27 protein-coding genes and 2 pseudogenes are annotated in these 26,222 nt (G+C 36.3%); 7 read left to right on the forward strand and 22 right to left on the reverse strand.

Annotation, left to right across the window (positions count from 1 at the left end; all coding sequences use genetic code 11):
• Positions 1 to 165: 165 nt before the first annotated feature.
• The 7 genes from vanY to QNH48_RS16745 form a co-directional block, all read right to left on the reverse strand.
• Positions 166 to 1,020, reverse strand: coding sequence for a VanY-A/VanY-F/VanY-M family D-Ala-D-Ala carboxypeptidase (gene vanY, locus QNH48_RS16715; RefSeq protein WP_283951185.1), 855 nt, complete (start codon positions 1,018 to 1,020; stop codon positions 166 to 168).
• Between the two features lie 83 nt (positions 1,021 to 1,103).
• Complete coding sequence (locus QNH48_RS16720; RefSeq protein ID WP_283951186.1) at positions 1,104 to 2,228, reverse strand: sensor histidine kinase; 1,125 nt, start codon at positions 2,226 to 2,228, stop codon at positions 1,104 to 1,106.
• The gene (vanR, locus tag QNH48_RS16725) at positions 2,221 to 2,916 is read right to left on the reverse strand and encodes a vancomycin resistance response regulator transcription factor, VanR-F/VanR-M family (protein WP_283951187.1); all 696 of its coding nucleotides are present in this window, start codon (positions 2,914 to 2,916) and stop codon (positions 2,221 to 2,223) included. The genes QNH48_RS16720 and vanR overlap by 8 nt, the downstream gene beginning before the upstream one ends.
• Positions 2,917 to 3,063: 147 nt before the next feature.
• Positions 3,064 to 3,681, reverse strand: coding sequence for a DedA family protein (locus tag QNH48_RS16730; protein ID WP_283951188.1), 618 nt, complete (start codon positions 3,679 to 3,681; stop codon positions 3,064 to 3,066).
• Between the two features lie 140 nt (positions 3,682 to 3,821).
• The gene (locus QNH48_RS16735; RefSeq protein ID WP_283951189.1) at positions 3,822 to 4,346 is read right to left on the reverse strand and encodes a GNAT family N-acetyltransferase; all 525 of its coding nucleotides are present in this window, start codon (positions 4,344 to 4,346) and stop codon (positions 3,822 to 3,824) included.
• Positions 4,347 to 4,362: 16 nt separating this feature from the next.
• Positions 4,363 to 5,067, reverse strand: a complete 705-nt coding sequence (locus QNH48_RS16740) for a YjjG family noncanonical pyrimidine nucleotidase (protein ID WP_283951190.1) — start codon at positions 5,065 to 5,067, stop codon at positions 4,363 to 4,365.
• Positions 5,068 to 5,274: 207 nt separating this feature from the next.
• Positions 5,275 to 6,426 (reverse strand): MFS transporter, encoded by a 1,152-nt coding sequence (locus tag QNH48_RS16745; protein ID WP_283955798.1) that lies wholly within the window; start codon positions 6,424 to 6,426, stop codon positions 5,275 to 5,277.
• A 137-nt stretch (positions 6,427 to 6,563) separates the two neighbouring features.
• Between QNH48_RS16745 and yeiL the strand changes: the two genes are divergently transcribed.
• Complete coding sequence (gene yeiL, locus QNH48_RS16750) at positions 6,564 to 7,226, forward strand: transcriptional regulator YeiL (RefSeq protein WP_283951191.1); 663 nt, start codon at positions 6,564 to 6,566, stop codon at positions 7,224 to 7,226.
• Between the two features lie 247 nt (positions 7,227 to 7,473).
• A pseudogene (locus tag QNH48_RS16755) lies at positions 7,474 to 8,052 on the forward strand (IS3 family transposase); the annotation flags it as partial.
• A 95-nt stretch (positions 8,053 to 8,147) separates the two neighbouring features.
• Here QNH48_RS16755 and QNH48_RS16760 read toward each other — a convergent pair.
• Positions 8,148 to 8,651, reverse strand: coding sequence for an arsinothricin resistance N-acetyltransferase ArsN1 family A (locus QNH48_RS16760; protein ID WP_283951192.1), 504 nt, complete (start codon positions 8,649 to 8,651; stop codon positions 8,148 to 8,150).
• Positions 8,652 to 8,770: 119 nt separating this feature from the next.
• Between QNH48_RS16760 and QNH48_RS16765 the strand changes: the two genes are divergently transcribed.
• Positions 8,771 to 9,217 carry a MarR family winged helix-turn-helix transcriptional regulator gene (locus QNH48_RS16765; RefSeq protein ID WP_283955799.1) on the forward strand — a complete coding sequence of 149 codons (447 nt, stop codon included), beginning with the start codon at positions 8,771 to 8,773 and terminating at the stop codon, positions 9,215 to 9,217.
• A gap of 133 nt (positions 9,218 to 9,350) precedes the next feature.
• Positions 9,351 to 9,797 carry an ArsI/CadI family heavy metal resistance metalloenzyme gene (locus QNH48_RS16770; RefSeq protein WP_283951193.1) on the forward strand — a complete coding sequence of 149 codons (447 nt, stop codon included), beginning with the start codon at positions 9,351 to 9,353 and terminating at the stop codon, positions 9,795 to 9,797.
• Between the two features lie 281 nt (positions 9,798 to 10,078).
• Here the strand turns inward: QNH48_RS16770 and QNH48_RS16775 are convergent, their stop codons facing one another.
• Both QNH48_RS16775 and QNH48_RS16780 read right to left on the reverse strand, forming a co-directional pair.
• Positions 10,079 to 10,546, reverse strand: coding sequence for a VOC family protein (locus QNH48_RS16775; protein WP_283951194.1), 468 nt, complete (start codon positions 10,544 to 10,546; stop codon positions 10,079 to 10,081).
• Between the two features lie 539 nt (positions 10,547 to 11,085).
• Positions 11,086 to 11,556, reverse strand: a complete 471-nt coding sequence (locus QNH48_RS16780; RefSeq protein WP_283951195.1) for a hypothetical protein — start codon at positions 11,554 to 11,556, stop codon at positions 11,086 to 11,088.
• Between the two features lie 398 nt (positions 11,557 to 11,954).
• Between QNH48_RS16780 and QNH48_RS16785 the strand changes: the two genes are divergently transcribed.
• Together QNH48_RS16785 and QNH48_RS16790 are read left to right on the forward strand one after the other, a co-directional pair.
• Positions 11,955 to 12,965, forward strand: coding sequence for a 2-oxoacid:acceptor oxidoreductase family protein (locus tag QNH48_RS16785; RefSeq protein ID WP_283951196.1), 1,011 nt, complete (start codon positions 11,955 to 11,957; stop codon positions 12,963 to 12,965).
• A gap of 18 nt (positions 12,966 to 12,983) precedes the next feature.
• Positions 12,984 to 15,296 carry a thiamine pyrophosphate-dependent enzyme gene (locus QNH48_RS16790; protein ID WP_283955800.1) on the forward strand — a complete coding sequence of 771 codons (2,313 nt, stop codon included), beginning with the start codon at positions 12,984 to 12,986 and terminating at the stop codon, positions 15,294 to 15,296.
• Positions 15,297 to 15,397: 101 nt separating this feature from the next.
• Here QNH48_RS16790 and QNH48_RS16795 read toward each other — a convergent pair whose 3' ends face one another.
• From QNH48_RS16795 to QNH48_RS16815, 5 genes are all read right to left on the reverse strand, one after another.
• A complete protein-coding gene (locus QNH48_RS16795) occupies positions 15,398 to 16,651 on the reverse strand; it encodes an MFS transporter (RefSeq protein ID WP_283951197.1) in 1,254 nt (417 codons plus the stop codon).
• Positions 16,652 to 16,675: 24 nt separating this feature from the next.
• The gene (locus QNH48_RS16800) at positions 16,676 to 17,539 is read right to left on the reverse strand and encodes a PhzF family phenazine biosynthesis protein (RefSeq protein WP_283951198.1); all 864 of its coding nucleotides are present in this window, start codon (positions 17,537 to 17,539) and stop codon (positions 16,676 to 16,678) included.
• Positions 17,540 to 17,586: 47 nt separating this feature from the next.
• Positions 17,587 to 18,267, reverse strand: coding sequence for a DUF429 domain-containing protein (locus QNH48_RS16805; RefSeq protein WP_283951199.1), 681 nt, complete (start codon positions 18,265 to 18,267; stop codon positions 17,587 to 17,589).
• A gap of 215 nt (positions 18,268 to 18,482) precedes the next feature.
• Complete coding sequence (locus QNH48_RS16810) at positions 18,483 to 19,370, reverse strand: hypothetical protein (protein WP_283951200.1); 888 nt, start codon at positions 19,368 to 19,370, stop codon at positions 18,483 to 18,485.
• 194 nt (positions 19,371 to 19,564) lie between these two features.
• Positions 19,565 to 20,065 carry a GNAT family N-acetyltransferase gene (locus tag QNH48_RS16815; protein WP_283951201.1) on the reverse strand — a complete coding sequence of 167 codons (501 nt, stop codon included), beginning with the start codon at positions 20,063 to 20,065 and terminating at the stop codon, positions 19,565 to 19,567.
• A gap of 85 nt (positions 20,066 to 20,150) precedes the next feature.
• Between QNH48_RS16815 and QNH48_RS30570 the strand changes: the two are divergent.
• Positions 20,151 to 20,565: pseudogene (locus QNH48_RS30570) on the forward strand (ribosomal maturation YjgA family protein).
• 4 nt (positions 20,566 to 20,569) lie between these two features.
• Here QNH48_RS30570 and QNH48_RS16825 read toward each other — a convergent pair.
• From QNH48_RS16825 to QNH48_RS16855, 7 genes are all read right to left on the reverse strand, one after another.
• A complete protein-coding gene (locus QNH48_RS16825; RefSeq protein WP_283951202.1) occupies positions 20,570 to 21,859 on the reverse strand; it encodes a hypothetical protein in 1,290 nt (429 codons plus the stop codon).
• A gap of 17 nt (positions 21,860 to 21,876) precedes the next feature.
• Complete coding sequence (locus QNH48_RS16830; RefSeq protein ID WP_283951203.1) at positions 21,877 to 23,076, reverse strand: DUF58 domain-containing protein; 1,200 nt, start codon at positions 23,074 to 23,076, stop codon at positions 21,877 to 21,879.
• A 2-nt stretch (positions 23,077 to 23,078) separates the two neighbouring features.
• Positions 23,079 to 24,014, reverse strand: a complete 936-nt coding sequence (locus tag QNH48_RS16835) for an AAA family ATPase (RefSeq protein ID WP_283951204.1) — start codon at positions 24,012 to 24,014, stop codon at positions 23,079 to 23,081.
• A gap of 202 nt (positions 24,015 to 24,216) precedes the next feature.
• The gene (locus tag QNH48_RS16840; RefSeq protein ID WP_283951205.1) at positions 24,217 to 24,459 is read right to left on the reverse strand and encodes a hypothetical protein; all 243 of its coding nucleotides are present in this window, start codon (positions 24,457 to 24,459) and stop codon (positions 24,217 to 24,219) included.
• A 175-nt stretch (positions 24,460 to 24,634) separates the two neighbouring features.
• Complete coding sequence (locus tag QNH48_RS16845) at positions 24,635 to 24,784, reverse strand: hypothetical protein (protein ID WP_283951206.1); 150 nt, start codon at positions 24,782 to 24,784, stop codon at positions 24,635 to 24,637.
• Positions 24,785 to 24,923: 139 nt separating this feature from the next.
• Entirely contained in the window at positions 24,924 to 25,373 is a 450-nt protein-coding gene (locus QNH48_RS16850) for a GNAT family N-acetyltransferase (protein ID WP_283951207.1), read from the reverse strand.
• Positions 25,374 to 25,420: 47 nt separating this feature from the next.
• Complete coding sequence (locus tag QNH48_RS16855; protein ID WP_283951208.1) at positions 25,421 to 25,828, reverse strand: RidA family protein; 408 nt, start codon at positions 25,826 to 25,828, stop codon at positions 25,421 to 25,423.
• Between the last annotated feature and the right edge of the window lie 394 nt (positions 25,829 to 26,222).

A 26,222-nucleotide genomic window follows, 5' to 3' on the forward strand; every position in this document is an offset into this window, starting at 1 on the left:
ACTCTCGAATAAGCGGATTTACTCTCACATAACCAAAATTACTCTCGGATAAGTGGATTTACTCTCACATAACGAAATTTACTCTCGGATAAGCGAAGTTACTCTCACATAACGAAAATAACTATCGGATATGCAGACTTTGCTCTCACCTTATATTTATGATGTTCATTCAGTTACAATAACTCCATCAATATTATTTCCTGAGATCTCATATTTGCTATTCTCTGGCACTTTTATTGACCTACTTGTTTCAATGGGATAATAAGTAACGGTATATTCTTCACCATTAACGATAGCCGTAATGTGCTTTTCTTCTTTTAGATATTCCATATATTCTTCCAAAGCGAAATTCTTTTCTTGGATGATCGCACTGTGTGGCAGTCCCACATAGCGGATATGCCATGGTTCATATTGAATTCCAGTAACCTGCGTTTTATCCTTTGGATAGCGTAAGATGAAACCATATTTCCATGCGTTTTGTTCAATCCACCTACCTTCAGGTGCCTCACTCATTTTCATTTTTGTCGAACCTACATCCAATGATAACCCTAAATTATGTTCACTATGTCCCGCAGGCAAAGCTAAGCTAGACCCCATTTGTTGATATAGTACATTCTGCTCATCAAAGTCCCTGAAACCACTATTAATAGAAAAATTATGAACCCCTTCTTCTCCCGCTGCCTTTATCATCTCTGAAAACTCATATGCAACTTCTTCTGATAAATAAATTTCACTTTCTAATAGCCCATATCCCTCTGTCAATTCCCTGCGTTCAATTAAATTTACGACATCTGATTTAATACTCTCTTCGTGAACAGGGTACTCATTGTTGACCAATAGTAAATTTCCTTGATAAACGAGTACCTCTCTTATCTCTACCAATTGAGTACTTTCATCTAATTTATGATCTGGCACAAAATGTTTAATCTCTACTTTATTATCTTCAAAAGCCTCTAATCTATTTACTACTGTAATTCCCATGCTGAATACAATTAACAATAAAAATCCCCACTTTTTCATTTTAAATATCCTCCTATTTCTATCTTGGTAATAGAATAGGAAAAACTATTTAAATAAAAAGTGGGGTAAAGTTTAAATTTTTCTTAAGTTTTTTCCTTTGATTGATCCATTGCGATGCTCACTTGTGGTAAACGAACTTCAAATACCGTACGAATTAAACTGCTTTCTACTGAAATGGTCCCATTATGCTGCTCGACAATATTCTTCACTATGAATAAGCCGAGACCTGTACTATCCTCTCGATGTGCCCGTGCTTTGTCACCGGTATAAAACATGTCAAAGATATGTGGAAGTTCACTTGGAGGAATGCTGTCTCCAAAATTTACAATCTGGACAACGACTTCCCCATCCTCGATAAAACCGTTAATATCGACATACTGACCATCAACTCCATACCGGTTTGCGTTAGTTAACAGGTTTTCAAACACACGTGCTAACAGTTCTCCATCACCTAAAATAGATAAAGCGGTAAGAATATTGATACGAGCAATCAAGTCATTTTTTTCAAAGACTGGAAACATTTCTTCCTTTAATTGATAAAGCAGGTCACTTAAATTAAGTTGCTGTTTTTGAATCTGTAGCATTCCGTAATTCATTCTAGTAATTTCAAATAGTTCATCAATCAATCGTTCTAATCGCTGAGATTTTGTAAAAGCAATGGATAAATAATGTTTAGCCTGATCCTTCGTCAAATTTTCATCTTTAAGAATTAAATCCAAATATCCAATAACTGAGGTAAGTGGTGTCCGTAAATCATGTGCCAAATTTACAACTAGCTGATCCTTACTGCTTTCCGAAAAATCTCCTCTTAGAACAGCTTCTTCTAATTTTTCACTTGCGAGGTTAATGTCATGGGCAATAGTGCTAAATTCATCATTTGATCTGATATGAACCCGCTGTCTAAAGTCTCCACGTGCGAGATTGTGAATTCCATTTGAAATCTCATTAAAATAGGTGGTATAGGACTTTGTGAGTAAATAGAAAAATAAGATAGAAAGCGGAATAAATAACAGTAAAAAGAAGTTTAAGTCACCAATAGTGCTCATAAATAACCGGAGCTTTGCCAGTGGATCGCCCCATTGAACCCAAGTGTGATAGAACCATTGAAGTCCTTTAAAGATGATATAGGTTATGGTGCCTGACAAAAACATGCTTAATCCAAATAAGAGTATCATTCTTGAACGGAAACTGCGTACGATTTTACCCATTGAATGTATAACCGACTCCCCACACGGTTTTGATTAATTTATTTTTTCGTTTATCGTCCTCAAGCTTTTTCCGTAATGTACGAATATGTACCATTACAGTATTAGCACCTTCAAAGTAGGCTTCGCCCCACACATTTTGAAAAATATTTTCCACACTAAATACCTTCTTTGGATGACTAGCTAGTAAATTTAAAATATCAAATTCTTTTGGCGTTAGGTCGATGTGTTCACCATATAAGAAAACTGTCCGTTGTTCCGGAGAAATAACCAATCCACCAAATTCCAAGCCAGAAAGGTGACTAATTTTAGGTTGATTTAACTTCATATACCGGCGCAGCTGTGCATTTACGCGAGCAACCAATTCAATGGGAGTGTAGGGTTTCGTCATATAATCATCTGCTCCGATTACCAAACCGTGGACTTTGTCAAAGTCAGATGTTTTGGCACTCAAAAAAATGATCGGCATGTTGTGTTGTTCACGAATTTGACGGGTAACTTCATAACCATCCATTTTCGGCATCATGATATCTAAAATGGCTAAATCAATCGATTGAGTCTGGATTACTTGAAGGGCTTCCTCCCCATCAGACACTTTTATAACTTTATAACCTTCCTTTTCTAAATGGATGGCAATTAAATTGGCAATTTCTTCTTCATCATCTGCAACTAAAATCGATATACTTTTCATCTATACACTCCTATTACATTCCATTCTTAAGAAATTATAATCGATTGTTTATAGGTAAGGAAGTTTTAACCTAATTACTTCTAATACACTTCGCCAATGTAAAAGAAAAAACACCCTTTTTAGGTGTTTTAGTATAAGGATATATATCTAGCTCATTACATCTTGTTTCATTAATTTCTTTTGCTGCCGATAACCTAAAAATTTTATTCCCATATAAAACAAAGTGATTAAGGCAAACAAAATAAATAGTAATAGTTGATAATCAGTGACTGTATTCATAACGTTCCTGAAATCACCTGGATAAAAATGACCAATACTTAAAAATAAAAAGGTAGAAGGAGCAATTCCAATCATCGTAAGTAGTGTATAGGTTCGAAGTTTCATATGAGACATTCCCGCTAAAAAAGGAACAAAATTCCCTAAATGAAGCGGGCTCGAAATGGCAACACTCCATACACCATTCTTACTAAAAGCCTTCTTTGCCTTTGTTAATTTTGCTCTTTTTGCATCACTCAACCGGTTTTCCACAGATTTACCAAATTTATATCCAATAAAATAGGGAATCCAACTCCCTATCGCGTATAGAAAGCTGCCTGCTATTGAAATCCAGATCATCTCGAACCAGGTCAAATCTAAAATAAATCCCACTGTAACCATGATAAACGAGCCGATAAAGGGAAGAGCACTTCCTTCAATAAATAAGGAAATGAACACTCCCGATATCCCCCATTCTTTAATAAGGGACAATATTGATTCAGTCATCATTCTCACTCCATTATATAATGTAATCATAGTATAGTAGAGTTTTTAATTTACCAGAAGATACTCAAGTAGTAAGTTCTTCTAAGTCTTGAGGAGTAGATGACTTGGAGGACCCAAAGTGAGTTATGGATCCATGGTCCCAACTATTTCCGTAAAACAGTAATAAAACCATCTAAAATTTTATGACTTACCAAAAACCCTTTATGCTTATAGAATTCTAATGCGTTATCATTGCCATTTGAAACAAAGATAAAATAATCCTCAACATCCTCAAATTGCTTCAGCCAGTCCATTGACATATTAAAGAGCTTGGAACCAATCCGATACTGTCTATATTCTTCTTTTATAAAAAATTGAGAAAGACAACCCACATTCTTTTTACGAACAGATGATAGATCAAAAAAAGTAGCGAAATTATTCGAATAGGCTTCCTTTGGAGAAATATTGGAATAGACGTAGGCTACAATTTTCTCACCATCTTTTACCACAACGATGTAATTGTGTATGGCTTTTTCTACGGAAGGAACCATCCGAGTATCAAAATTCATATGGTCAAACATTTCAGGATTAATATAGGCTTTTGACTTTTGGAAAGCCATCAGTTCATTGCATAAGTCTCTACAGCATTCAATTTCGTCATCGTTTATGATTTCATATGTCAATTCCATGCGCTCCACTCCCCTTTTAATAGCTTCCCGTTTTAACACGTACTATTTGTATTATTTCCTCAAGGTTGTGAATTTGATAGGATGGGTTAATATTAGTATGATTTTGTTTCATATTAGGATTAAACCAGCATGTATCCAATCCAGCCAGCTCCCCGCCCTTAATGTCAGCACTTAATGAATCGCCGATAATTAGTGCCTCATCAACTCTGAAATTAGGAATTCTAGAAAAAACATAATCAAAAAATTCCTTCATAGGCTTTTGATAACCTGTGTCTTCCGATACAAATATGTCCTTAAACAGTGGAAATAATCCTGAATCACGTAAACGTTTATCCTGAGTCTTGGACACACCGTTGGTTACAACGTACAAGTCATAATCGTTGTGAAGTTCAGAGATTAGCTCAAAAGCTCCATTCATCAGTTGATGACCTTTTTCAAGGTGAAGGCGATAGTTTTTTTCGAGTATGGTCCCATCCACTACTTTGTCATATTGATTAAATAAGACAGAAAAGCGTGTGTTGACAACCTCATCCCTGTCCAATTCTCCTTCTTCAAACCTCTTCCAAAGACCTTGGTTAATTTTTTTATATTGATCTTCTACTTCAGAGGTCAGAGGAATGTTCTGTTCCTCGAAAAGGAGCTGTAATGCTAATTTTTCTGCAGCACCAAAATCCAATAAGGTATCATCTACATCAAAAAATAGGGTCTTATATTTTTTCAAAGTTATCTCTCCATCTTCTGTTTGCTCTGTTCTAGGGCTGATTTGATATGTTAGACATTGATATGTCTAGCAATATAATATTTTAATAGTATAACATGTTTCACTGCAAGAGGCGTTTCCATAGACCGAGAATGCATGAATAGTAAACTAGAGCAGGAAATTGATTCCCTGCTCTAGTAGGTCATATGGGAGATACAGGTATTAAAATTAATATTGATACTTCCTTCTTGTCGCTAATAAAATCAATATCGCAGGAAACGTACAGATAATCATTGACAAAAATGAAAGATTTGGAGAGATTTCATATAGAAAGCCTCCGATTAGTGTTAAAACAGCTGTGCTAAAACTCAAAGCGAGTGCTGAATAAATTCCTTGTGCATTTGGAATTTGCTGTTTTGGCAAATTTTTCGTGATATACAGCATAAATGCATAATGAGCTACGCCAAACGAAAGTGCATGCAAGCTTTGTGAAATCATAAAAATCCACACATTAGGAAACAAAAATACGAGTACCCAGCGTAAAGTGGATCCTGTAGCAGCTAAAATTAATAACGATGAAGGCTTCCATTTTTTAAACATGTGGTCAGCCTTCAAAAAGTAAATAATTTCGAAAATCACAGCAATATTAATGATCATTCCGATATAAAATTTATTCACACCTAGATCCTGCAAGTAAATATAACCATAATTATAGTAGGAAGCATGGGCTCCTTGCAGTAATATGACAATAAGTAATACAATCGGGAAACTTTTTATCTGCCATAAACTTTTGAATGTAAGGGAATCCTTACGATCCTTTACAGTTGGCTTTTCCGCTAATACTGCCGGTGTCGGCAACAAGTGCATGAATAGCATAAAACAAAGCCCTATTACCATACTGCCTAGAATGGCTTGTTCCCCAAAATACCCTGTTATCAAACTAATGATGAGCACCGAAAGGATAAACCCAATAGAACCATAGGATCGACTTTTTCCATAATTAACGTCCCCATGTTGGACCAAGTTCCCTGCTGCTGTTTCAAGAGCAGGAAGTAGCGGTGGAAATACGGCATTAAAAAACATTGTTACAACAAAAAGTGTGACAAAGGACGATGATGGTATATAAAGGATCGCAGCCACAAGTGAGCTAGCTGTCAAAACAAAAATAACGGTTTGACTGCTCATAAACTTAAATGCCAGTGGAAAAGCAAAAAGCGATGATGCCCCTCGTGCTAATAATCCAAGCCCCATGATGATACTCGCTTCAGTTACACTAAGTCCTTTTGCTTGTACGAGCCAGCCAGTCCAATAAGGTAAAAATATTCCCCAAGTTATGAAAAATACAAAGAAATTCAGTGACATCCACCGTTGATTACTCAATACTAACTTTTTTGGATTCGTTAAATGTTTAAGTGTTTGTTGATTATTCAAGATCGATCCCTCCGTATCCATTGCATCATAGCACGTAAACAAATACAATTATATGAGATATCTCATATTTTTTGACGGAGGTAGAAATGCAGTTTTTAATCGAACCAATGCGAAGTTCCTATATTGAAAAATATCCTATTCAATCAATTTTTTCCTTTCCTATAACCCCTTATATCCAGGTGTGTCAGTTTGAACGAGGTGAATTTATCTTTAAGGAAGGCTCCTATCCTGACTATATGTTCTACCTCATTGAGGGTAAGGCAAAATTATATGTTACTCAAAAAAATGGTAAAGTGTCACTCCTCAATTTTTTACACGCTCCAACATTCATGGGCGAAATTGAATTATTAAATGAGGAACGCTATTCCAGAGGTATCCAAACGGCCACACAGGTAATTTGTCTCGCCATTCCCATACATACCTGTAAAGATAAACTGTTAAAGGACGCCACTTTTTTAAAATACTTATGCATCTTTTTAAGCAAAAAGCAGACGATGTTTACATCTAGATATGCAGAGAATCAAGCATTCCCGCTGATTAATCGGCTTGCTGCCTTTATCCTTTTGTCAGCAGACCATGATTTATATAAGGAAAAACACACGGAAGTATGTGAATATCTTGGTGTCTCCTACCGCCATCTTCTTCATGTATTAGCTCAATTGTGCGATGCAAATATCATTGAAAAACAATCACGATGCTACAAGATTCGGGACAAAGCGAGGCTGGCAGAATTAGCAAAGGAGGTCTAATCTCCTCAATCGTATCAGTAAGTAAAAAAGCCGATTTCTATTTATATAAAGAGTTCCGTATTGGGGTGTTTTTTATGGCTAAATTTAGTGCGGAGGATAAATTAGCGGCTGTTTTAGCGTTACTTACAGGGCAATGAAAGTTATGGTACGATAGGGGCTTCCATTAGAGCACACTCTTCTTTAGTAAAAACGTGGATGATTCAATACGAGAAAAACGGTGTAGAAGCGTTTCGAAAATCCTATACAAGTGGTACGTATGATGAAGTTTAAATCCTATAAAGGGAACGAAGGCAAAGTCGCTCCGAACGTCTTAAATCGAAATTTTACTTCTGAGAATATGAATGAAAAATGGGTAACAGACGTTACAGAATTCCACCTATTTGGTGAGAAGTGCTACCTCTCTCCTGTCCTAGATTTGTGTAATGGTGAAATCATTGCCTATAGCGTCATGAATCGTCCTGTATATAAATTGGTAGGAGACATGTTAGATCAAGCGATTGAACGTCTCCAGCCAGGAGACCAAGTTATTCTTCATTCCGATCAGGGTTGGCATTATCAAATGAGAAAATATCAAATAAAACTGGAACAACACGGTATTACACAGAGTATGTCCCGAAAAGGAAATTGTTTGGATAATGCAGTCATAGAAAATTTCTTTGGCTTATTAAAGTGCGAACTCCTTTATCTACAGAAATTTGACAGTATAGAGCATTTTGAACGGGAATTAGCTGATTATATACACTATTACAATCACAAACGAATGAAAGCAAAATTAAAAGACCTGAGTCCGGTTGAATTCCGAACTCAAGTCTTAGAAGTTGCATAAAAGTTTTTGTCTAACTTTATTGGGTCAGATCATTAATTGGCGAGTTTCATTATTAGGAATATCTACACCTTATTTAACGAAATCAATTCATGTACTTATGGAATAAGGATCTTTTCCATAATCATTACATCAACAAAGCGTCCATCTAATTTACCTTGGTTTTTAAATACTCCGACCTCTCTATAACTATATTTTTTGTAAAGCCCCTGCCCCAAGTTATTGAAAGGAAAAGTAAATAGAACAATTTTATTAAAGTCATTCTTAATCGCAGTACATTCAATTTCTTTTAATAATAATGAACCGACACCCTTTCCTCGGTAATCCCTCCTTATGTAAATTGATAAATCAGCTACACCCGAATACGCACACCTATTCGAATATACATTTAAAGAAGCCCAACCAACAATTTCATCATTATCTTCGATTACTATAATAGCAAAACGTTCATTATGGGTGTTAAACCATTCTGTCATGTAATTTATATCTTTCTGGTCTTCCTCCAACGTTGCAATCTTGTCTTCAATTCCTTGGTTATAAATGAATAATATCGCTTCTAGATCATAAATTGAAGCCAACCTAGTATTAAACCCCTTTTTCATATTAATCCCCCTGTACTTCTTTTGTTTAAATTAATTATATAAAAGAATTTTCCGTTTTTAAAGTAAATAAGTTGCAATTTGCAAATATTTTGTATATAAATAACTCAGAGGTGAAAATAATGGAAAACCTTAGAGAATTATTTCAAGTTATGACAAGACGTTTTGGTTTTTTGAATAAAAACTGTTGCCAGGTTGGTAGTGAAGAAATATCTCTTGTTCAGAGCCATATCCTATACGAAATTCTACGAAAAGACAGACCTTCTATGCAACAAATTGCGGATACTATAGGGATGGATATTACCACTTTTAGTCGGCAAATACAAACATTAGTAAAGTTAGAACTGGTAAAAAAAACACCACTTCCGGAAGATAAACGTGTTTCACAACTAACCCTGACTACTCAAGGGAAGTATGTTGCAGCAAAAATAGATGCAGAAATGAACCAATATCTTAACGAAGTTTTTTCAAATATGAGTGAGTTTGAACGAGAGATGGTAATCAAATCAATTAAACTTCTAAACGAAGCAATGTCGAATTCTACCGTTTGTTGCAAACCTTTAATTTGAGCAAGAATCCCTTGCTCATTTCATGAAAATAATACTTGTAAATTGCAAGTAATATATGATGGTTATATGTTTCCAACGAACCCTCAATGATAGTAAATAAATCAAATTAAAATGATATTAGGAGGAAACCATTATGAAATACGTACATGTTGGTCTTAATGTTACAAATCTTGAAAAATCTATAGAGTTTTACAGCAAACTATTCGGGGCTGAACCAGTTAAAGTAAAGTCTGAATACGCAAAGTTCCTACTTGATACACCAGGATTAAATTTTACTCTGAATTTTCGAGATGAAGTAAGAGGTAATCAAGTCGGGCACTTTGGAATTCAAGTTGAAAGTACTGAGGAAGTGCTAGTCCATAAGAATAAGCTTGTTGAAAAAGGTATTCAGCCACATTTTGAAGAAATTGACACAACCTGTTGCTATGCCCTCCAAGACAAGTTTTGGGTTCATGATCCTGACGGAAACGAATGGGAGTTTTTCTACACAAAAGCTGATGTGGATGTTGAAAGTGAAAATGCTTTTACATGCTGCACTTTCGAACCAAAGGTTGAAAGTGAAAATGCAACTAACTGCTAATCTTAGATTATTATTGATTCACGAAGGGTCTCTTTTTTGGTAATAGTAGAAGCCTATCACGAACTTAAAGAAAAAATAAACAAAGACCAATAAGGTCTTTATTTAACAGCATCTACCTGTAGTACCTATCATCGAAATGCCTTGACCACTCACTACGAGTGGCAATGACGTTGTATCTGCAATAAAACCACTGGAAATGACAGGCATTCTTTATGTATTGCCTCGTAACAAAAATATTTATGTATCATAGCAAACATTTTGCAAGAAAAATAGGGTTTTCATTATTTCAATTTACTACTGACTAAATTCTCCCAGTCTTCTAATGACAGCTTTTCGGCAAAATGTTTTAATTCACTAGGAACTTCAACATGACACATTAATTCTAAACTATTTCCATCTGGATCATTAAAGTATACAGAAGCATTTCCTTGATTGGGTCTTATAAAAGGTTCAATCGATGTTCTTCTTCCAAAGGGAACAGCTTCAACTTTGATTGATTCAAGCCATTTTAAGGATTCTGTTAAATCCTGATATGTAACTCGAAAAGCAATATGCCGTAAAGAAGGGTGATATGGTGTTTGGTACTCCTTCCCTTCCCACAAACCTAACCAACTTTTACCTTTCTCTAGCCAAAAAAACGCGGTGTCTTCATCACGCCAAGCAAACTCCAAACCTAATTTTCGGTAAAATTTAATTGACACTTCTAAATTTTTTACGGGTAAATGTGCTTCATATAATCCCATTATCATTTCTCCCACGCCTTTGTTGTAGAATATATTACCAATCTAATATTACTTAATAAAAATTTCATTCTCAACTATCCTGGGTTGAAGAAGGACTTCTAATACTGGTACTCAAAACGGCACTGAATTGACAGTAGTTTTGGCATCCTATAATAATTGCACAATACTTATTGTCCTGCATAAAAATGATGTTAATCGTTATGTTAAGTTAAAGAAATTCCGAACAAACCTTGATAAATAAAAAGACGTATGCCAATTCATACGGCATTTCTTGTGTCATTTATTAGGAAAGCACCCGAAAAATAACACTTTACTATTTATAGAATCCATTTTTTATTAAGGCATATTTACCTGAGTAAAAGAAGCAAATTAACTAATAAAATTGGATAATTGTGGTAATATTTATATTCATTTAATTTGTAAATCAAGGTGATTAAATGAAAAAATCCACTAAGAAAATCGTTGTTTTTTTTCTTGTTTTTGTATTTCTTTCTAAGTGAGAATTAACAAAAGGGTTTGGTGGTATCCAAACCCTTTCCATTTTTCTAATGGTCTCTCAGAATATCATCTACCGTCATTTTCATTGAATAGATGACTGTTTTTTTATAGTGAGCAGCTAAAAGAAGGACTCTAATTTGTTGGGATCGAGACAATTGTTTAAAACGAGGTTCTTGCTTTAAAAAGGTCCGTACGATGGACCAGCTTGAGGGCATTAACGGAAAATCATCCAGCGGTTGTTTCCTTCGTAAACGCTGAAACCAGGTTAAAGTTCCAGAAGGAGTACTTTTATCGACAATACATGGAGCATAAATACTTTTTGTATGTTTTCGAAGCGATTCATAGCGCTCTTGCCCACTTATGATTGTATAGTTGTTATCTTTCCGATTTTTTCTGACGACCAAAACAAACATACAGTCCCACATCAACCTTTGAAGTTTCTTTACGTGCTCAGTAACTTTTAGTGATACATCAGGTTTGATCTTATTCAGGGGTATATATTGAATGGTAAATTTCACAACATCCCCTCCTGTTCGTATTATGTTCTTACCAAATACAGTGATATCACAACAGGTTTGGAGAAATAATGATTCCTTCTTAATACCCAATTGCCATTTACAGTATATGTGTGAACTGGGCTCAAGTGACCTAGAAACAACTCCCCTATTTTTCTCAACTTTAAAATTTCTCTCACTAATCTATTTGTTATATAACAAATATCTTTCTGTACTACATCACACGATCACCTTAAGTTTTTTATTCAAACAGCAACTTCAACATCAATAGAGGTAATACCCTTCATTTCAAAAATCTGTTGTATTTGTTTTCGTGTCCTGTTACAATTAAAATAATTTAATTTATAGAATATTTATAATATTCTATATTAAACTCCGTTTTATAGATAGGGGGAATACCTTTGACAAAATTGCCCAAAACAAATGAATTAGGTTTTTTTGAAATCCGTCTTGAGTCCATTGGCGGTTTAGGAGCAAATCTGGCTGGAAAAATGCTTTCCGAGGATGGAGTTGTTGGAAACGGACTGAATGGAGTTGGTTTTTCATCATACGGTTCAGAGAAAAAAGGCTCTCCAGTAAAAGCACATATACGTTTCTGTGCACCGGAAACAAACATTCGAGACACCACACCAATAGAACGCCCCCATGTTGTCGGCATTTTCCATGATGCCCTGTTTAAAACCATCGATTGTACAAGTGGAATCTATCCAGACAGTACAATCCTAGTAAACTCACAAAAATCTCCTGACGAACTAAAAAAACTCATGAAAATTACAGGCGGAACCATTGCCATTATTGATGCAACTGGAATCGCTTTAGATGAACAAACAAAAGCCAACACGGCTATGCTGGGTGCACTTTATCGGATTTTGGACTTTCTTGACCCTGAATCGATGAAACAAACGATTAGGCGCACGTTTGAAAAAAAATACCCACACCTGGTTGAGCCAAATATTCGGACCTTTGACCGTGGATTTAATGAAGTAGAATTTAAAACCTACCTTCCGGATAATGGACTGGATCCTATACCTTTTTCAAGACCAGTACCTGTTCTTGGTTATGAAAATCAGGCCATTGGCGGTATGATTCTAAATCCGGGTAACAGCATGTTAAAGGATTTAAGTATTTCACGTGCCGGAATGCTCCCTCATTTTCATGAGGAAAAATGTATCAATTGCGCTGCATGTGATACAGCCTGCCCTGACTTTTGCTTTGTTTGGGAGGAAAAACCAGACAAAAAAGGTCGTCCACAAATGTTTCTCAGTGGTATTGACTATCAATACTGCAAAGGCTGCTTGAAGTGTGTAACCGCCTGTCCTGTGGAAGCGCTATCAGGAGAAAGAGAATATAATGACGGCTATGCGGACAAAAACCGTGTGCCCCACTTATTTGATTTAGTCACTCAAAACTAAGGAAAGGACGGGATCATGATGTCCATTGAAATAAACCAAGAAAAACTTAGTACTGATAAAGAAACAGTAGAACAAAGTTTTGTATTTGAATCTGGCAATGAAATGGCTGCCTACGCAGCACATCAGATCAATTATCATGTAATGGGCTACTTCCCTATTTCTCCTTCGACAGAAGTTGCTCAGTTCCTCGATGGGATGAAATCTAGAGGAGAACATGATATCGTTTTGATTCCTGCAGATGGAGAACATGGTTCGGCGGGAATATGTTACGGGGCTTCTACTGGAGGCGGACGAGTTTTTAACGCAACAAGCGCGAATGGATTTCTCTACATGTTAGAGCAGCTTCCTGTTCAATCTGGTACACGATTTCCAATGGTATTGAATTTGGTTAACCGCTCTGTTTCCGGTCCGTTAAATATCCATGGAGATCATTCTGATTTATACTTCGGTTTGAATACCGGTTGGCCAATCTTGATGGCCCGGGATCCTCAAATTGTTTATGATATGAACATTATTGCGATAAAACTAGCAGAAGATCCTGCCGTTAGACTGCCTGTTATCGTTTCATTTGATGGATATTTCACCTCCCACCAAAAACGGCGAGTACAGGTAATCAAAAATAGAAGTGATGTTCAAAAATTTATCGGGGAAACGCCTACGAACTTCCCTCATGCCTTAGATCGTGAGAATCCCGTAACCATCGGTCCATATATGAATGAACCGGACTATATTAATAACTGCTATCAACAATCTGAAGCAATGTACAATGCTGAGGCTGTATTTGAAAGAATTTCAAAAGAATATGCAGAATTAACAGGTAGGGAATATCCAATCCTTGATTTATATCGCATGGAGGATGCCGAAGTCGCAGTATTTATGCTGAATTCTGCCGCTGAGGTTTGTAAAGACGTGGTCGACAGACTTCGCTTAAAGGGAATAAAAGCTGGGGTGATTTCCCCAAATATGATTCGTCCCTTCCCTCAAAAACAATTAGCAGAAGCCTTAAAAAATATTAAGGCCGTTACGGTTGGTGACCGTGCAGACTCATACGGAGCACACGGCGGCAACATGGCACTCGAATTAAGAGCAGCCCTGCAAACCGTTGGTAATGCTCATACAAAAGTAATCAACCGCATCTATGGATTAGGCGGAAAAGATTTTTATGCTGACGATGCTGAACACTTTTTCCAGTTAGCACTCGAAGCTGCTGAAAAAGGCTTTGCAGAAAAGCCTTTTGACTACTTCGGGCATAATCCAGGGGATCCAGAATTTGCTCCGAAACGTGTTTTAAATCCTATGAAAAAAGAAGACTTGAACACTGGATTAATCACGGTAACTCCTGATGAAAAAACCGGAGAACTGAAAGTGAAAATTCCGCCAATGCGGAGTCTAACGAAGAAACCAAAACGTCTTGCCTCTGGCCACGGCGCCTGTCCAGGCTGTGGAATCTTTTCTGGATTGGAATTGTTCTTTAAAGGAATTGAAGGAGATATCGTAGCATTATTCCATACAGGTTGTGCAATGGTAGTAACAACAGGCTTCCCTTATAGCTCTCATAAAGCCACCTACATCCATAACCTTTTCCAGAATGGCTCTGCTACCCTTTCCGGCCTTGTGGAAATGTTCCATGAAAGAAAGAGACGCGGTGAATTGGCGGAGCTGGGACTAAGTGATGAATTTACTTTCGTCATGGTGACGGGCGACGGTGGAATGGACATCGGCATGGGACCTGCGATTGGAACGGCTTTACGTAACCATAAAATGATTATCCTGGAGTATGATAACGAAGGGTACATGAATACAGGCAGTCAGCTCTCCTACTCTACACCGATGGGACATATGACGAGTACATCCAATATTGGCGGTTTCCAAAATGGAAAGCCCTTCCATCACAAGGACACTGCTCAAATTATGGCTGCTACCCACATCCCATACGTATTTACGGGTACAGAAGCCTTTGACCGTGACCTTTTAAAGAAAGCCGCGAAAGCACAGTGGTATGCAAATAACGAAGGCTTGGTATATGGAAAAATCTTAATCACCTGCCCTTTGAACTGGAAATCAAAGGATGAATTAGGTCAAACGATTGTTGAAGCTGCCGTCAACTCCTGCTTCTTCCCTCTTTATGAAGTGGATCATGGCATTACAACAGTTACCTATAACCCTGAGGAAAAAAATAAACGATTAGCCGTATCTGAATGGCTGAAGCTTATGGGTAAAACGAAACACTTACTCAATGAAAATAGCAAAGACATGCTGGAGATGTTTGATAAGGAAGTAGATCGTCGTTGGAATATGCTTAAGGCAAAGCATGAAAGTCCATATCTATAAAAGAAAGAAGTCCCGAGTGTTGGTTAGCACTTGGGACTGTTATTTTAGTAAAAGATTTTCTTTACTATCATTTGACTCTTGGCAACCCAATGGTACATCGTTTACATGACTTCATTTCGCTTCTTCAAATAGCGATACAAAATAATACTAAAGACAGAACATAATAACCCACAGACTCCAATGAATAGAAACCCTGCCTGAAATCCTCGCATCAGACCCATTTCAGCTCCAAGAAGACTTGTAAACCATCTTTTAAAAAATTCAATCATCGCTCCCAAGAATAAATTACTGATAACGACCACAATGCCCATAATCGTTACAGTAACGGTAATGGCAGCATCAATACCATTAGGATATCTTTTAGCGAGCAATGCCATTACGGTCGGATAAACGGGAGCAATTCCAAATCCAGCTGCTGCATATAACCATACACCTGATGATCCAAATAATGTAGCTATAATGGTCGTAATTCCAGCAAGACCAGAAAATATAATGATAGAAATCATAAATCCTATTTTATCGGTTATAAATCCTAGAAGTAATCTTCCTATCATAAAACAGAGGAAAAAAATAGATAACATCCCAGAAGCTGCTGTTGAACTCCATTGAAAGGATCTTTCAAGAAAGTTAACAAGCCAGCCAGCAATCGACAGTTCCACAATAACCCCAAACGATAGAATGATAATAATGAACCAAGCTACTCGGTCCTTTAAAAACATCTTTATAGGCATGCGGTCGTAAGTAGTAGTTTGATTCACTGGAAGTGTACTAAATAATGCAGGAATCATAGGGATGATACATAAGGAAAGCATGACAAAATACATTCCCTGCCAGCCTAGCTCACGCCCACCCAAAAACGTCATACCCATTAAACCCGCTGCCATCAAAGGGGCAGCCGTCGAACTAAGTCCATAAAAGAAATGAGATAAGTTCATCATAAAACCGGTATTTTTTGTAAAAATTCTCGCAGCCAATATGGCTAACGCAATTTCTAACATTCCGTTTCCTAAATACATAATGAAATAAGAAACGGAAAAAAAGGCAAAATTACTAGAAAAATAAATGAAAACACCTGAAATCGCCATAGTTCCAAAGGCTATCAGACTCGTGATCTTAATCCCGACTTTAGATGAAAAAGCACCAGTAAAACTGCAAGCTATTAAAAAACCAATTGAATTAATGGCTAATAGAAAACCAACCTGCAGTTCATCGATTCCATAATCGACTTGCATTTGAGGAATCGCTGGTCCCTTGATATTTTCAGATAACCCAAAAACTAGATATCCTAGAAAAATAACAAAAAAAGAAAGTGGTATGTATTTCTTTACCGGTTGTGTTTGTGGCAATGTTTGCATAGTTTATATCCCTTCACTTGATTCTTAATACCACTTACCTTCTGAAACTACAATTACTTGCCCGCCGACTTGGATGAGAAAATGATTATCTGTCTTTTTGGCATTTATTTTTAGTAGTGATGATCTACCAATAAAAGCACCTTGTTCAACACGATAGTTTATTTCATTGGAGTTAAAAAAGTTATGTTCCAATAAATATCCTGCTAAATTCCCATTAGCGCTTCCTGTTGCTGGGTCTTCTAAATATCCCGGTATTGGCATAAATAATCTTACATTTAAATCGTTTTCTGGGCTTGCAGTTTCAGTTGTAAAAACCAGTAAATTTACATCTCCCATATCCTTCAAAAGTTCTGCATAAGCTCGATGATTAATATTACAACGACTTATAGCATCTAATGAATTCAAATGGACAATAACGCTTGGTAATCCTGTTGATACCACTTGTATCGGAAAATCAGTATTGATATCTTCTCGATTAATTTGTAGTACAGCTGCAATTCTATCAATCTCCACATTAGCACCAAATTCAGGTTGGTTTTGGGTCATCCAGGCGTATTGATTTTCAAAAAAAACTGGTAATTGCCCAACAGGTAAATTAAGTTTAATTTCACTACTTTCTGAACGGTCTAATAAGTTCTTGATAACATAGGCTGTTCCTATGGTTGGATGTCCTGCAAAAGGTAATTCAGAATCAGGAGAGAAAATCTTAACATCATATCCTCCATTATCCTGTAATCCAGACATAATAAAGGTTGTTTCTGAAAAGTTCATTTCTCTAGCAATTTTTTGCATTTCGGTTGGTTCCATTTTACTCTCTGGAATAAAAACAGCCAATTGATTTCCCTCATATTTGTTTTCGGCAAACACATCAACAATATAAAATTTCATTATCATGACCCCTTTCTGAGTCCTTCAATTATGGTGAAAAACAAAGATCAACAGCAATAATCATAAGGATGCAGCGGTGGATTTGCAGGAAGCAGCCATTTCGGTTTGAATAATGGGTCCCGCCAATGCCAAGCACTTAAAGCAGCTGCACAAGCATCGATGATATGACTTTCTTCCACAATAGATTTAGGAAGCTGGGTTAATTGCTGCTCACCCAACCAGTTTCTAATAAAACATCTCGATGACAAGTCTTGTTTATATTTCAAAACATATTGGAAATCCTCTTGAAGAAGTCTCGATCCAATGGCGGCACCTGGGTGAACTTCGACAATGGAGATTGGATTGAAAGTCTTCATATTTTCAATTTCTCTTGTAAGTTTTATCCCTCTCAATGTAAGATAGACCATTCGATTGAGAGTGGGAGGCATGATGGAACCAGATTTCATTCCCAGCGAAATAATAAACTGTCTCAGCAGCTTATCCCCTTGTCTGTCTCCGCCTCCATCCTCATAGGATAATGGGGCATCCATTCCGATGACAACTTCATCTTTCTTACTTTGAGTCTGGATTTCTTCTAATATTTCAAAATCACTTACATCACTCATTAGTTTGAGAAATTTTAATTCTCTATCCTGTTTTTCAAATAACGATAAAACCGTATCTTTATGATTACTTGGCCCTGACAAATCAATACCTATACTCTCATAATCAATCTCGCTTTCAGTCAATCTTGAAATATCTATGGAAAAATGTTTATGTCAGCTACTTTTTTATAATCTTACCAACATTACCTACAAACGTCACGATTAATCTCTTCTCTATATCTCAAAAGGTTTATTCATCAAGCCCTCTTATTACGGTATTTACTTCATGGAACTATTTATCTTAACCACAAAAAATAATCCCTGGATATGAATGTATCCAAGGATTATTTATATTATGCCTACAAGTTAACTACGATATCGCGGTTCACTTTATCAAGGATATTTATAAATATAATGATGGAACAAAGAATCGTAATCAAGTTAATAGTTGGGATAATGAATATTACTGGAACCACATTAACACCCGCCAGCGCCATTCCGATGATTTTACCTGAAAGAGCGGTCATTAAAAGCGATAAAAAAACAAAATAAATCGAACCTAAAAAATAACCAATCGGAACTCTTTTAATCAAAAAGACCCCTGATATAAACGAGATTGGTAAAAACAGTGCTAAATCAAAGCCTTGAACAATTAGGGTTGTATAATGATCTAAATCGATTGGAATCACTTCTTTAAAAAGGGGAGGAATGACAACCTGTAGCCACAAACTACCGATAACTACGGCATTAAAGATTAAAAATCCACCTAAAAACTTAACAGGCAGCCTTGAATGAAAATACTTACTAAGGTTCTCAGAATATAGAGAAAATAGCGTTAAAATCAGTGCAAAGAAACTCGCAGATAAAAGAAGGACATATACTAAAAACAAGGGGTTAAACATTGCCATAGTTAAATAAAAGAGGTAGGTAAGGAAGAAATAGAGCAGCGATCCTGAAAGCATTATTCTCCCCTTTAATGAACCTTTTCTTGCAAAATATAGTGCAGTCAAAAGGAATGGGATGGCAATGAACAAAGTAACAACATCCTGTGCGATTCCTTGAATTGCTACATCAACTGACATATCCTGATAAATACCTTTACCGAAAATCGTGACTGTTTCACCGCGTATAGAAATATGCTCATATTCGCCAGGACCGCTCTTTGAGAAGATTCCTGCAGTTGTAGCAATTATAGCTAGTATAGATATGCTATAAACGAGCAAACTGACAGCCTTTTTATACTTCATTTTTATTCCCACCCTTAGAACAATGTTTTTAGAACCAGAACAACTCCATTCACATTCATTATATAGACGTTTTAAGGAAATTGAGGTAAATTTTATGACGATATTTCTAAAAATTATGTTATTTTAATTTGGGCAAAAAAAATCCCAGATAATAATATATCCAGGGGAATTTTTCTTAAGGTTACAAATAAATATTAGTTTAAAATTTTATAATATATAACGGTGGTATCCAGCTCTCCTTCACCTGAAAGGGCAAAGTTAGGAATTTTTCCAGCGGGGATATAACCCAGTGATTGATAAAGAAGATTGGAAGGGTCCCCTTCCCTCGTATCAAGGACTAGTAAGGTCCTTCCCTCATTGATTGCTCGTTCTTCGGCTACTTTCATTAAGCTCTGGGCAACACCCTTTCGTCTAGCATTTGGACACGTCATCAGCTTAGCAATTTCTGCTCGATGAAGACCATTCTGCTTTGTACAAAAATGTACCTGGATTGTACCAACAATTTCGTCATCAATTTTTGCGATAAATAAGTTAACATCTGATTTTAATGCAGAATGCCAATATTGTTTTGCATCTGCTAGCTTCATAGGCGGTAAAAAGCCTATTGAAGCCCCATCATCTACCACCTTCACCAAAAGTTCAGAGAGTGGATCTATGTGGGACTCTATGGATTCAATTTCTTCAATTTTTAGCATACTGAACACCTCTATCAGAATAATTTGATACTCAAAATTATTATTAATATAATGAAGATTATAAGTTGGAAAAAAGGAGTTGCCAATGATTTCTAATAATGAATCTCATCATCAGCTGAGGAGAACATATTTTGTTGCGGCTATCATCACGATTTTACTGGGTCTAGCATCCAGAAAATTTAGCCATTTATTATTCTCCTTTTCAGCAGAGAATGCTGGAGATGTCCTATGGGCGATGATGGTTTATTTTGGATTTCGCTTCTTATTTTTGAAAAAAAAGCATGTTAACAGCGATACTCCTTAGTTTATTGTTCAGCTTCAGCATCGAATTCAGTCAGCTGTATCAAGAAGAGTGGATTAATCAGATTCGCGGAACTTTGCTGGGAGCGTTGATTTTGGGTAAAGGATTCCTTACTGTTGATTTAATTCGATATACAACAGGAATTGCCATTGCCTCTAGCCTGGATCGTTTAATAATCCCCAAAAAACAGAAGAACTAATAAATCAATGTTCTTCTGTTCTAGATTTAAATCCCATTATAATGTTTTTTACACGTGATGTAGACTTGATTTTACCCTCTTCTAAAAGCAATTTATGAATCTGTATTAGCTCTGTTTTCTTTGTATCAATACTTTTTAAAAATAATCTATATTCCTCATCGGATTCAAACTGATTTCCATAGCGGACTCTTTCATAGACGGTCTGTATGAATGCATCCTCTTTTACTCCAATTCTTATGAACCATTCCCCTAACGTTTCCGAGGAATTCCTGCCAAGCTGGAGCTTTTCTGCCACTTTTTCAAGTCGATATATATCTTTTCGCACTCGGTAGGAAGGCTGTTCCCTCTGTCTCTTATTCTTGGAATTTTTCTTCGTTTCGTTTTCATAAAGAAATGAGATAAAGTATCCATTTTCGATCGAATCTAAAACCTCTGTACTTCCTTGGAATTTCTTATAAAGGAAAATAAATAGCAGGACACACAGGATTATGAATATGACAATGGTCAAGTACGTAAAATTAAAGTCAATTTTTGAAGCAAGTGATGATTGATCATGAATGAAACTAGAATTCTCCGCCTCCACTTGAGACTGTGCATTTTGGATTTGAGCAAATGGATTTATTTCTCCTGTTAGCTCGAAGTTTTCAACCCAATTAAACACGGGAGTCAAAGGTATCGATGCTGCAAACGCGACAAATTGAAGTATAGAAACAACCAACCATTTAAGGACATCTCTAAAGGTAACAATCAGTAGACTTATGGCAATCATAATTCCCATTATTGAAAGAAAGTTTCGCAGCAGGAGTCTTTTTTCTAGTTTGTTCCCAGCCATCGATAACCAGTTAATCATAAATCCTCCAATTAGAATAAAAGCAAGCTGAAGAATGATGCTAATAAGCAATGGTTGATGAAGAGGATAGTCCTGTATATTTGCAAAAACGAGAAGAATGAAGCCACAGAAAATGGTCAAAAACAACCAAATACCTGTTTGAACACTGTCACTTTCACTATTCATAATTGTGGTTCGCCAGTAAATCAACATCGATAATAGTAGAACAAAAATAATCGAAAACCCTAACCATAATCCACCCAAAACGATGACCGGAAACACGGTAATGAAAAATAACAATCTGCTCTTCTCCTGAAACTTATGAATCAGGAAAATAAATAGATAGGTAGATGAGATTGTTATCAATAGAAAAAGGAAAATCGGTATTTCTTGTTTCTGTACAATATAGTAGGGAGCAATGACTAAGCTGCCAAAAAGGATTTCAATGGTTTTATAATAAACCAAATACCAAACATTGCTTTTCAGGACGGTATCCCCCTTTTCTGGGAGAATGATTTCTTTACAATCGAAGCACTTTGTTCAGTCACCATCAGTTCGTAAAGACTTGATCCTTTTTCGGCAATCTTTTTCACTATATCCCTTTTTTCGGGAATGTATTGACCAGCAAGTAAAAAGAACGGCTGCGTTTCTAAATGACTATCATAATAGTCAAGCATCTTTTCAAAAGGATAAACAGATGTATGGACATCAATATGAGCGATTGCTTCCAAGACTTTTTGTAAATGCTCTCTGCCAGTCCCCGGCATTATATAATAAAAGGGTGTATTCCCAACATGACGGATGTTAATACAAACTGAGAATGGGATATTCTGTTTCACATAGAAATAGGCCAGATCTGCGACTCCACTTAAAATCTCTTCCAGATTATTTGTAATAAAGCGGTCATCGCCAATATTGATTGCTATATTCCAACCGTTCTCTGTTACTTTATCATAGAGCTTTGTTTGTAAGGATTGTTTACGTGCACTTGCCTTCCAATGAATTCTATTAAAACTGTCCGAATAGTGGTATTCTCGTGTTCCTGCCGGAGAAAGTGTGTCCTCAAATAGAGAATAGGAAACAGGAGATTCTCCTTGCTTGTTGTTAAGCAGCGTATGTTTATTGTGTACGACTAATGTTTGCGGATAAACAAGCGCTTCTTGTATGGACTGAAACTCCTTTTCTAATACTGTTTCACCAAAACCAAAGAAGTGTGGAATCATTAATTCTATTTTTCTGATTCTGGAAACACCTCTCTTTTCAGCTGTAAATGGTATGGCCACACTCGTTTTTTGATGATAGCTGCTTGAAAATGGGACAGTAACCTCATACATGGATGACTTCTTAATTGCACGTGAATCATGAGGTGTAACAGAATCATGGAAGGTAACTGTAAGCTTTGCCTTCATAATGGGCACACCTCTATTATTGAATTCTAGTACCCATTCACCCTCCTCAGCAGGGAAGTACTTCCCTCTTACCTTCTTATTATTAAAAAATAAATCCTCTCCAACTTTCCTCATATAGAGATGATTGAAGTAAATAAGCAGGATAATAAAAACACCGACAAAAAAGGTCAGCCATGATTGGAAGAAAAAAGAAGCAATACACAAAAAAAATGCAAATGTTCCAGTTATAGGCAGATATTTGTTCTCAACACTATATTTACTCCACTCCATCATGATTATGAGCCCATTTCTACGGGTACTGGGACCGATTCCAATACTTCCTTTAGTACACTTTCATCTGACTTTGTAAAAGAGGCTTCTGTAGATAAAATGATCCGGTGACCTAACACATACGGAACCATCTTTTTAATATCTTCAGGAATAACATATTCTCTATTTTCTAAAAAGGCTTGGCCTTGTGCCGCCTTCATCAACGCCAATGCCCCGCGTGGACTTACACCTAAATCAATTTCAGGATGCTGTCTTGTCTTTCTTACGATCTGAAGCAAGTAAGATTCAACTGTATCATTTATTTTGATATGTTGAACGAACTCCTTCAACTTATTAATTTCTACATGACTTAAAACAGCATTTGTTTGATGGCCATTGCCAATCCCACGTGCTTGCTTTAATATTTCTTTTTCACTCTCTAGGCTTGGATAGTTCATCGTCAATTTCATAAAGAATCGGTCCATTTGGGCGACTGGAAGTGAGAATGTTCCTTGCTGTGCTTCAACAGGATTTTGGGTCGCAATAACCATAAAAGGATCATCGACTTTGACCGTTACTCCATCGATCGTAACTTGTCTCTCCTCCATGACTTCAAGTAAACTCGACTGGGTCCTTGGTGTAGCGCGGTTAATTTCATCAGCCAGAACAATATTGGCAACGATTGGCCCGGTTCGAAGTTCAAACTCTTGAATTTTTGGATTGAAGAATTGAATCCCGGTTACATCACTTGGCAAAACGTCTGGGGTAAATTGAATTCTTGAGAAGATTCCATCAATACTGCTCGCAAATGATTTAGCAAGCATGGTTTTACCAGTACCAGGCACACTTTCTAGCAATATATGTCCATTAAATAAGAGAGAAATAGTAAGAAGTTCAACCTCCCTATCCATCCCCACCATGACCTTTGAAATTTCTGACTTTACTCTATTAATGTGCTCCATATGTGTCCACCTGCTACCTTTATAATGTTTGAATAATCATTCACTTTTTCTGTAAAAAAATATACAGGTTCCTTTTACTATAGTCTATTCTTTTAATTTTGGAAATATTTATATTCTTTAACCTTACCCGTCATCAGGCATTTTTAGAGCAATAAAAAGAGGCTGCGTGCCGCAGCCTAGAGTTCAAAATGATAGTATTTTGTTAAGCGTATTTTATGCCGGCAAGTTTGATATTATTGATATCACTGGACCCACAAGGTGTTACTGCATAAGTCATTTCACATTTTGGGCAGTTCATAACAACTGTTTCTAACGTAAACGTTTCTCCACACTCACAGTGAATCTCATGCGCAACGGTTGGTGCAAGTTTATCTTTCCCTTTACTTTTTACATGATCAACGATGTCTTTTCCATCTCTAATATGTGAGGAACAACCACAGCTCATTCTTAACCCTCCAAGGATGTATAATTGATGTATAATTGTATTACCTAGTAGATTAAGAATAGCATAGAAATATCGACTTCAATCACTCTAAAATCAAACAGATTATGACTTTTATCAATCAAAGAAAAAAAGAAGACTTCTAAACTAGATGTCTTCCTTTGAAATATTTTTTAGTTTAATGTACTCGAATCATTTCAAAAATATCTTCATCATGGTGAACTCTTGTATGCTTGGATTCAATCCGTTCAAATTCTTCAATTTCTACATTATACATTGACTCGCCAAACCACCAGTTTTTGAATTCAAGAAAAAGGTCTGTCAGCATCTTGATTCCTCCAGTTACGGTTATTGGATTTCTTTATATTCCTATTATACATGTGAACCGCTTCACAATAAAGCGCTTACACAAAAGGCGGAATAGGAAAATAATAGTGAATAATTAGAAAATAGTGGGAGTCTTAGATTTATATAGATTTCCATTCATATAGAATATCTGCTAAATTTTCTTCATTTTCATGCCCTTTGCCAATCATTTTAAATCCATGTTTTTCATAGAATCGTTGTGCACTTTTGTTCACTTCAAACGTATATAGTGTTAATCTACCAATGGAATTGCGTTTAGCTATATCTAGCAATGTTTGGCCTAATCCAATTCCTTGGAAATCATTATGAATATATAGTTGACTTATTTCAGTAAGATTATAGGCAATCATTCCAACTACTTTATGTTCTAATAAGGCTAAATCAATTTGAAAGTTTTTAGCCAATATATGCTTTAAAAAGTTTAGTTGATTTTCAAAACTGTGAATTTCCTTCTGACCAATAGCCTTTTCTTTACTCTCTCTCCACATTTGCACTGTTTGCTCTGCATACTTCGGGTCAAACTGAGTAATGTTGATTTTGTGTTTCTGCATAATCTATCCCCTTAATTTTGGTGGGAACGGGTAACGTTCCCCCTTTATTATTTTCTATCTACTGCCGCCACTGCCTCAATTTCTACTAATTGATTTCTGTATCCCAACACAGTAACTCCTGATAATGTACTTGGAACATCATGAATACCAAACTCTTTTCTTATCGTTTCCCAAGCGGTCACCAAATCTGTTTGATTTTGAGTAGCAACGAGGACTCTTGTATAGACGACGTCTTCCAATGAAGCCCCGCCTTCATTTAATGCTTCTTTCAAATTCTCAATACAAAGTTTTGCTTGTGTCTCATAATCACTTGAATCAGGTACGATTCCCTCTTTTGTAAGCGGGCAGGCCCCAGCTAGAAATAGAACGTCCATACCTGCTGGAATACGACTTGCGTATGCATAGTCGACTTGGGCTAAATTGGTAGAATGAATGAGTGATATTTTTTTGGTCATTTTTGGCTTCCTCCTAATAATTCCTATTTCTATCGTGTACTTGTATCAAAGATATCAAAAATCATATTCAAAATAAAAACAATTTTACTTTTTCTATTAAAAATCCACTGATGACTAGAAGCTTGTCCGAATATATTAATATCGAGTAACATGATCCTCTTTGAAAGGGGATGATTCGGATGGCTCAAACACAAACAAATTTCACTCAATTGGCTCTAGTTTTCTTGATTTTCTTCATCCTATTCATTCTTTTAACTATCTGAGTAGTATCTTGTGATTAACAAGTAGGAAAAGACCATCATTTTGATGGTCTTTGTTTAGTTAATAAATCTGTAAATATGGCTTGTCCATGTTTGTGTGAATAAAAAGATAGGGGACTGAGTTTCAGTCCCCT

It is taken from the genome of Neobacillus sp. YX16, assembly GCF_030123505.1.
In the GTDB taxonomy this organism is placed as follows: Bacteria; Bacillota; Bacilli; order Bacillales; family Cytobacillaceae; genus Neobacillus.

What these genes read in the sequence shown, in the direction of transcription:
- QNH48_RS16800 (WP_283951198.1), bottom strand. Translation starts at nt 17,539, where the DNA reads ATGAAATTTTATATTGTTGATGTGTTTGCCGAAAACAAATATGAGGGA.
- yeiL (WP_283951191.1), top strand. Translation starts at nt 6,564, where the DNA reads ATGCAGTTTTTAATCGAACCAATGCGAAGTTCCTATATTGAAAAATAT.
- vanY (WP_283951185.1), bottom strand. Translation starts at nt 1,020, where the DNA reads ATGAAAAAGTGGGGATTTTTATTGTTAATTGTATTCAGCATGGGAATT.
- QNH48_RS16815 (WP_283951201.1), bottom strand. Translation starts at nt 20,065, where the DNA reads ATGCTAAAAATTGAAGAAATTGAATCCATAGAGTCCCACATAGATCCA.
- QNH48_RS16730 (WP_283951188.1), bottom strand. Translation starts at nt 3,681, where the DNA reads ATGATGACTGAATCAATATTGTCCCTTATTAAAGAATGGGGGATATCG.
- QNH48_RS16795 (WP_283951197.1), bottom strand. Translation starts at nt 16,651, where the DNA reads ATGCAAACATTGCCACAAACACAACCGGTAAAGAAATACATACCACTT.
- QNH48_RS16855 (WP_283951208.1), bottom strand. Translation starts at nt 25,828, where the DNA reads ATGACCAAAAAAATATCACTCATTCATTCTACCAATTTAGCCCAAGTC.
- QNH48_RS16760 (WP_283951192.1), bottom strand. Translation starts at nt 8,651, where the DNA reads ATGAAAAAGGGGTTTAATACTAGGTTGGCTTCAATTTATGATCTAGAA.
- QNH48_RS16765 (WP_283955799.1), top strand. Translation starts at nt 8,771, where the DNA reads ATGGAAAACCTTAGAGAATTATTTCAAGTTATGACAAGACGTTTTGGT.
- QNH48_RS16790 (WP_283955800.1), top strand. Translation starts at nt 12,984, where the DNA reads ATGTCCATTGAAATAAACCAAGAAAAACTTAGTACTGATAAAGAAACA.
- QNH48_RS16735 (WP_283951189.1), bottom strand. Translation starts at nt 4,346, where the DNA reads ATGGAATTGACATATGAAATCATAAACGATGACGAAATTGAATGCTGT.
- QNH48_RS16850 (WP_283951207.1), bottom strand. Translation starts at nt 25,373, where the DNA reads ATGCAGAAACACAAAATCAACATTACTCAGTTTGACCCGAAGTATGCA.
- QNH48_RS16720 (WP_283951186.1), bottom strand. Translation starts at nt 2,228, where the DNA reads ATGGGTAAAATCGTACGCAGTTTCCGTTCAAGAATGATACTCTTATTT.
- QNH48_RS16775 (WP_283951194.1), bottom strand. Translation starts at nt 10,546, where the DNA reads ATGATAATGGGATTATATGAAGCACATTTACCCGTAAAAAATTTAGAA.
- QNH48_RS16830 (WP_283951203.1), bottom strand. Translation starts at nt 23,076, where the DNA reads ATGATGGAGTGGAGTAAATATAGTGTTGAGAACAAATATCTGCCTATA.
- vanR (WP_283951187.1), bottom strand. Translation starts at nt 2,916, where the DNA reads ATGAAAAGTATATCGATTTTAGTTGCAGATGATGAAGAAGAAATTGCC.
- QNH48_RS16835 (WP_283951204.1), bottom strand. Translation starts at nt 24,014, where the DNA reads ATGGAGCACATTAATAGAGTAAAGTCAGAAATTTCAAAGGTCATGGTG.
- QNH48_RS16770 (WP_283951193.1), top strand. Translation starts at nt 9,351, where the DNA reads ATGAAATACGTACATGTTGGTCTTAATGTTACAAATCTTGAAAAATCT.
- QNH48_RS16840 (WP_283951205.1), bottom strand. Translation starts at nt 24,459, where the DNA reads ATGAGCTGTGGTTGTTCCTCACATATTAGAGATGGAAAAGACATCGTT.
- QNH48_RS16845 (WP_283951206.1), bottom strand. Translation starts at nt 24,784, where the DNA reads ATGCTGACAGACCTTTTTCTTGAATTCAAAAACTGGTGGTTTGGCGAG.
- QNH48_RS16810 (WP_283951200.1), bottom strand. Translation starts at nt 19,370, where the DNA reads ATGAAGTATAAAAAGGCTGTCAGTTTGCTCGTTTATAGCATATCTATA.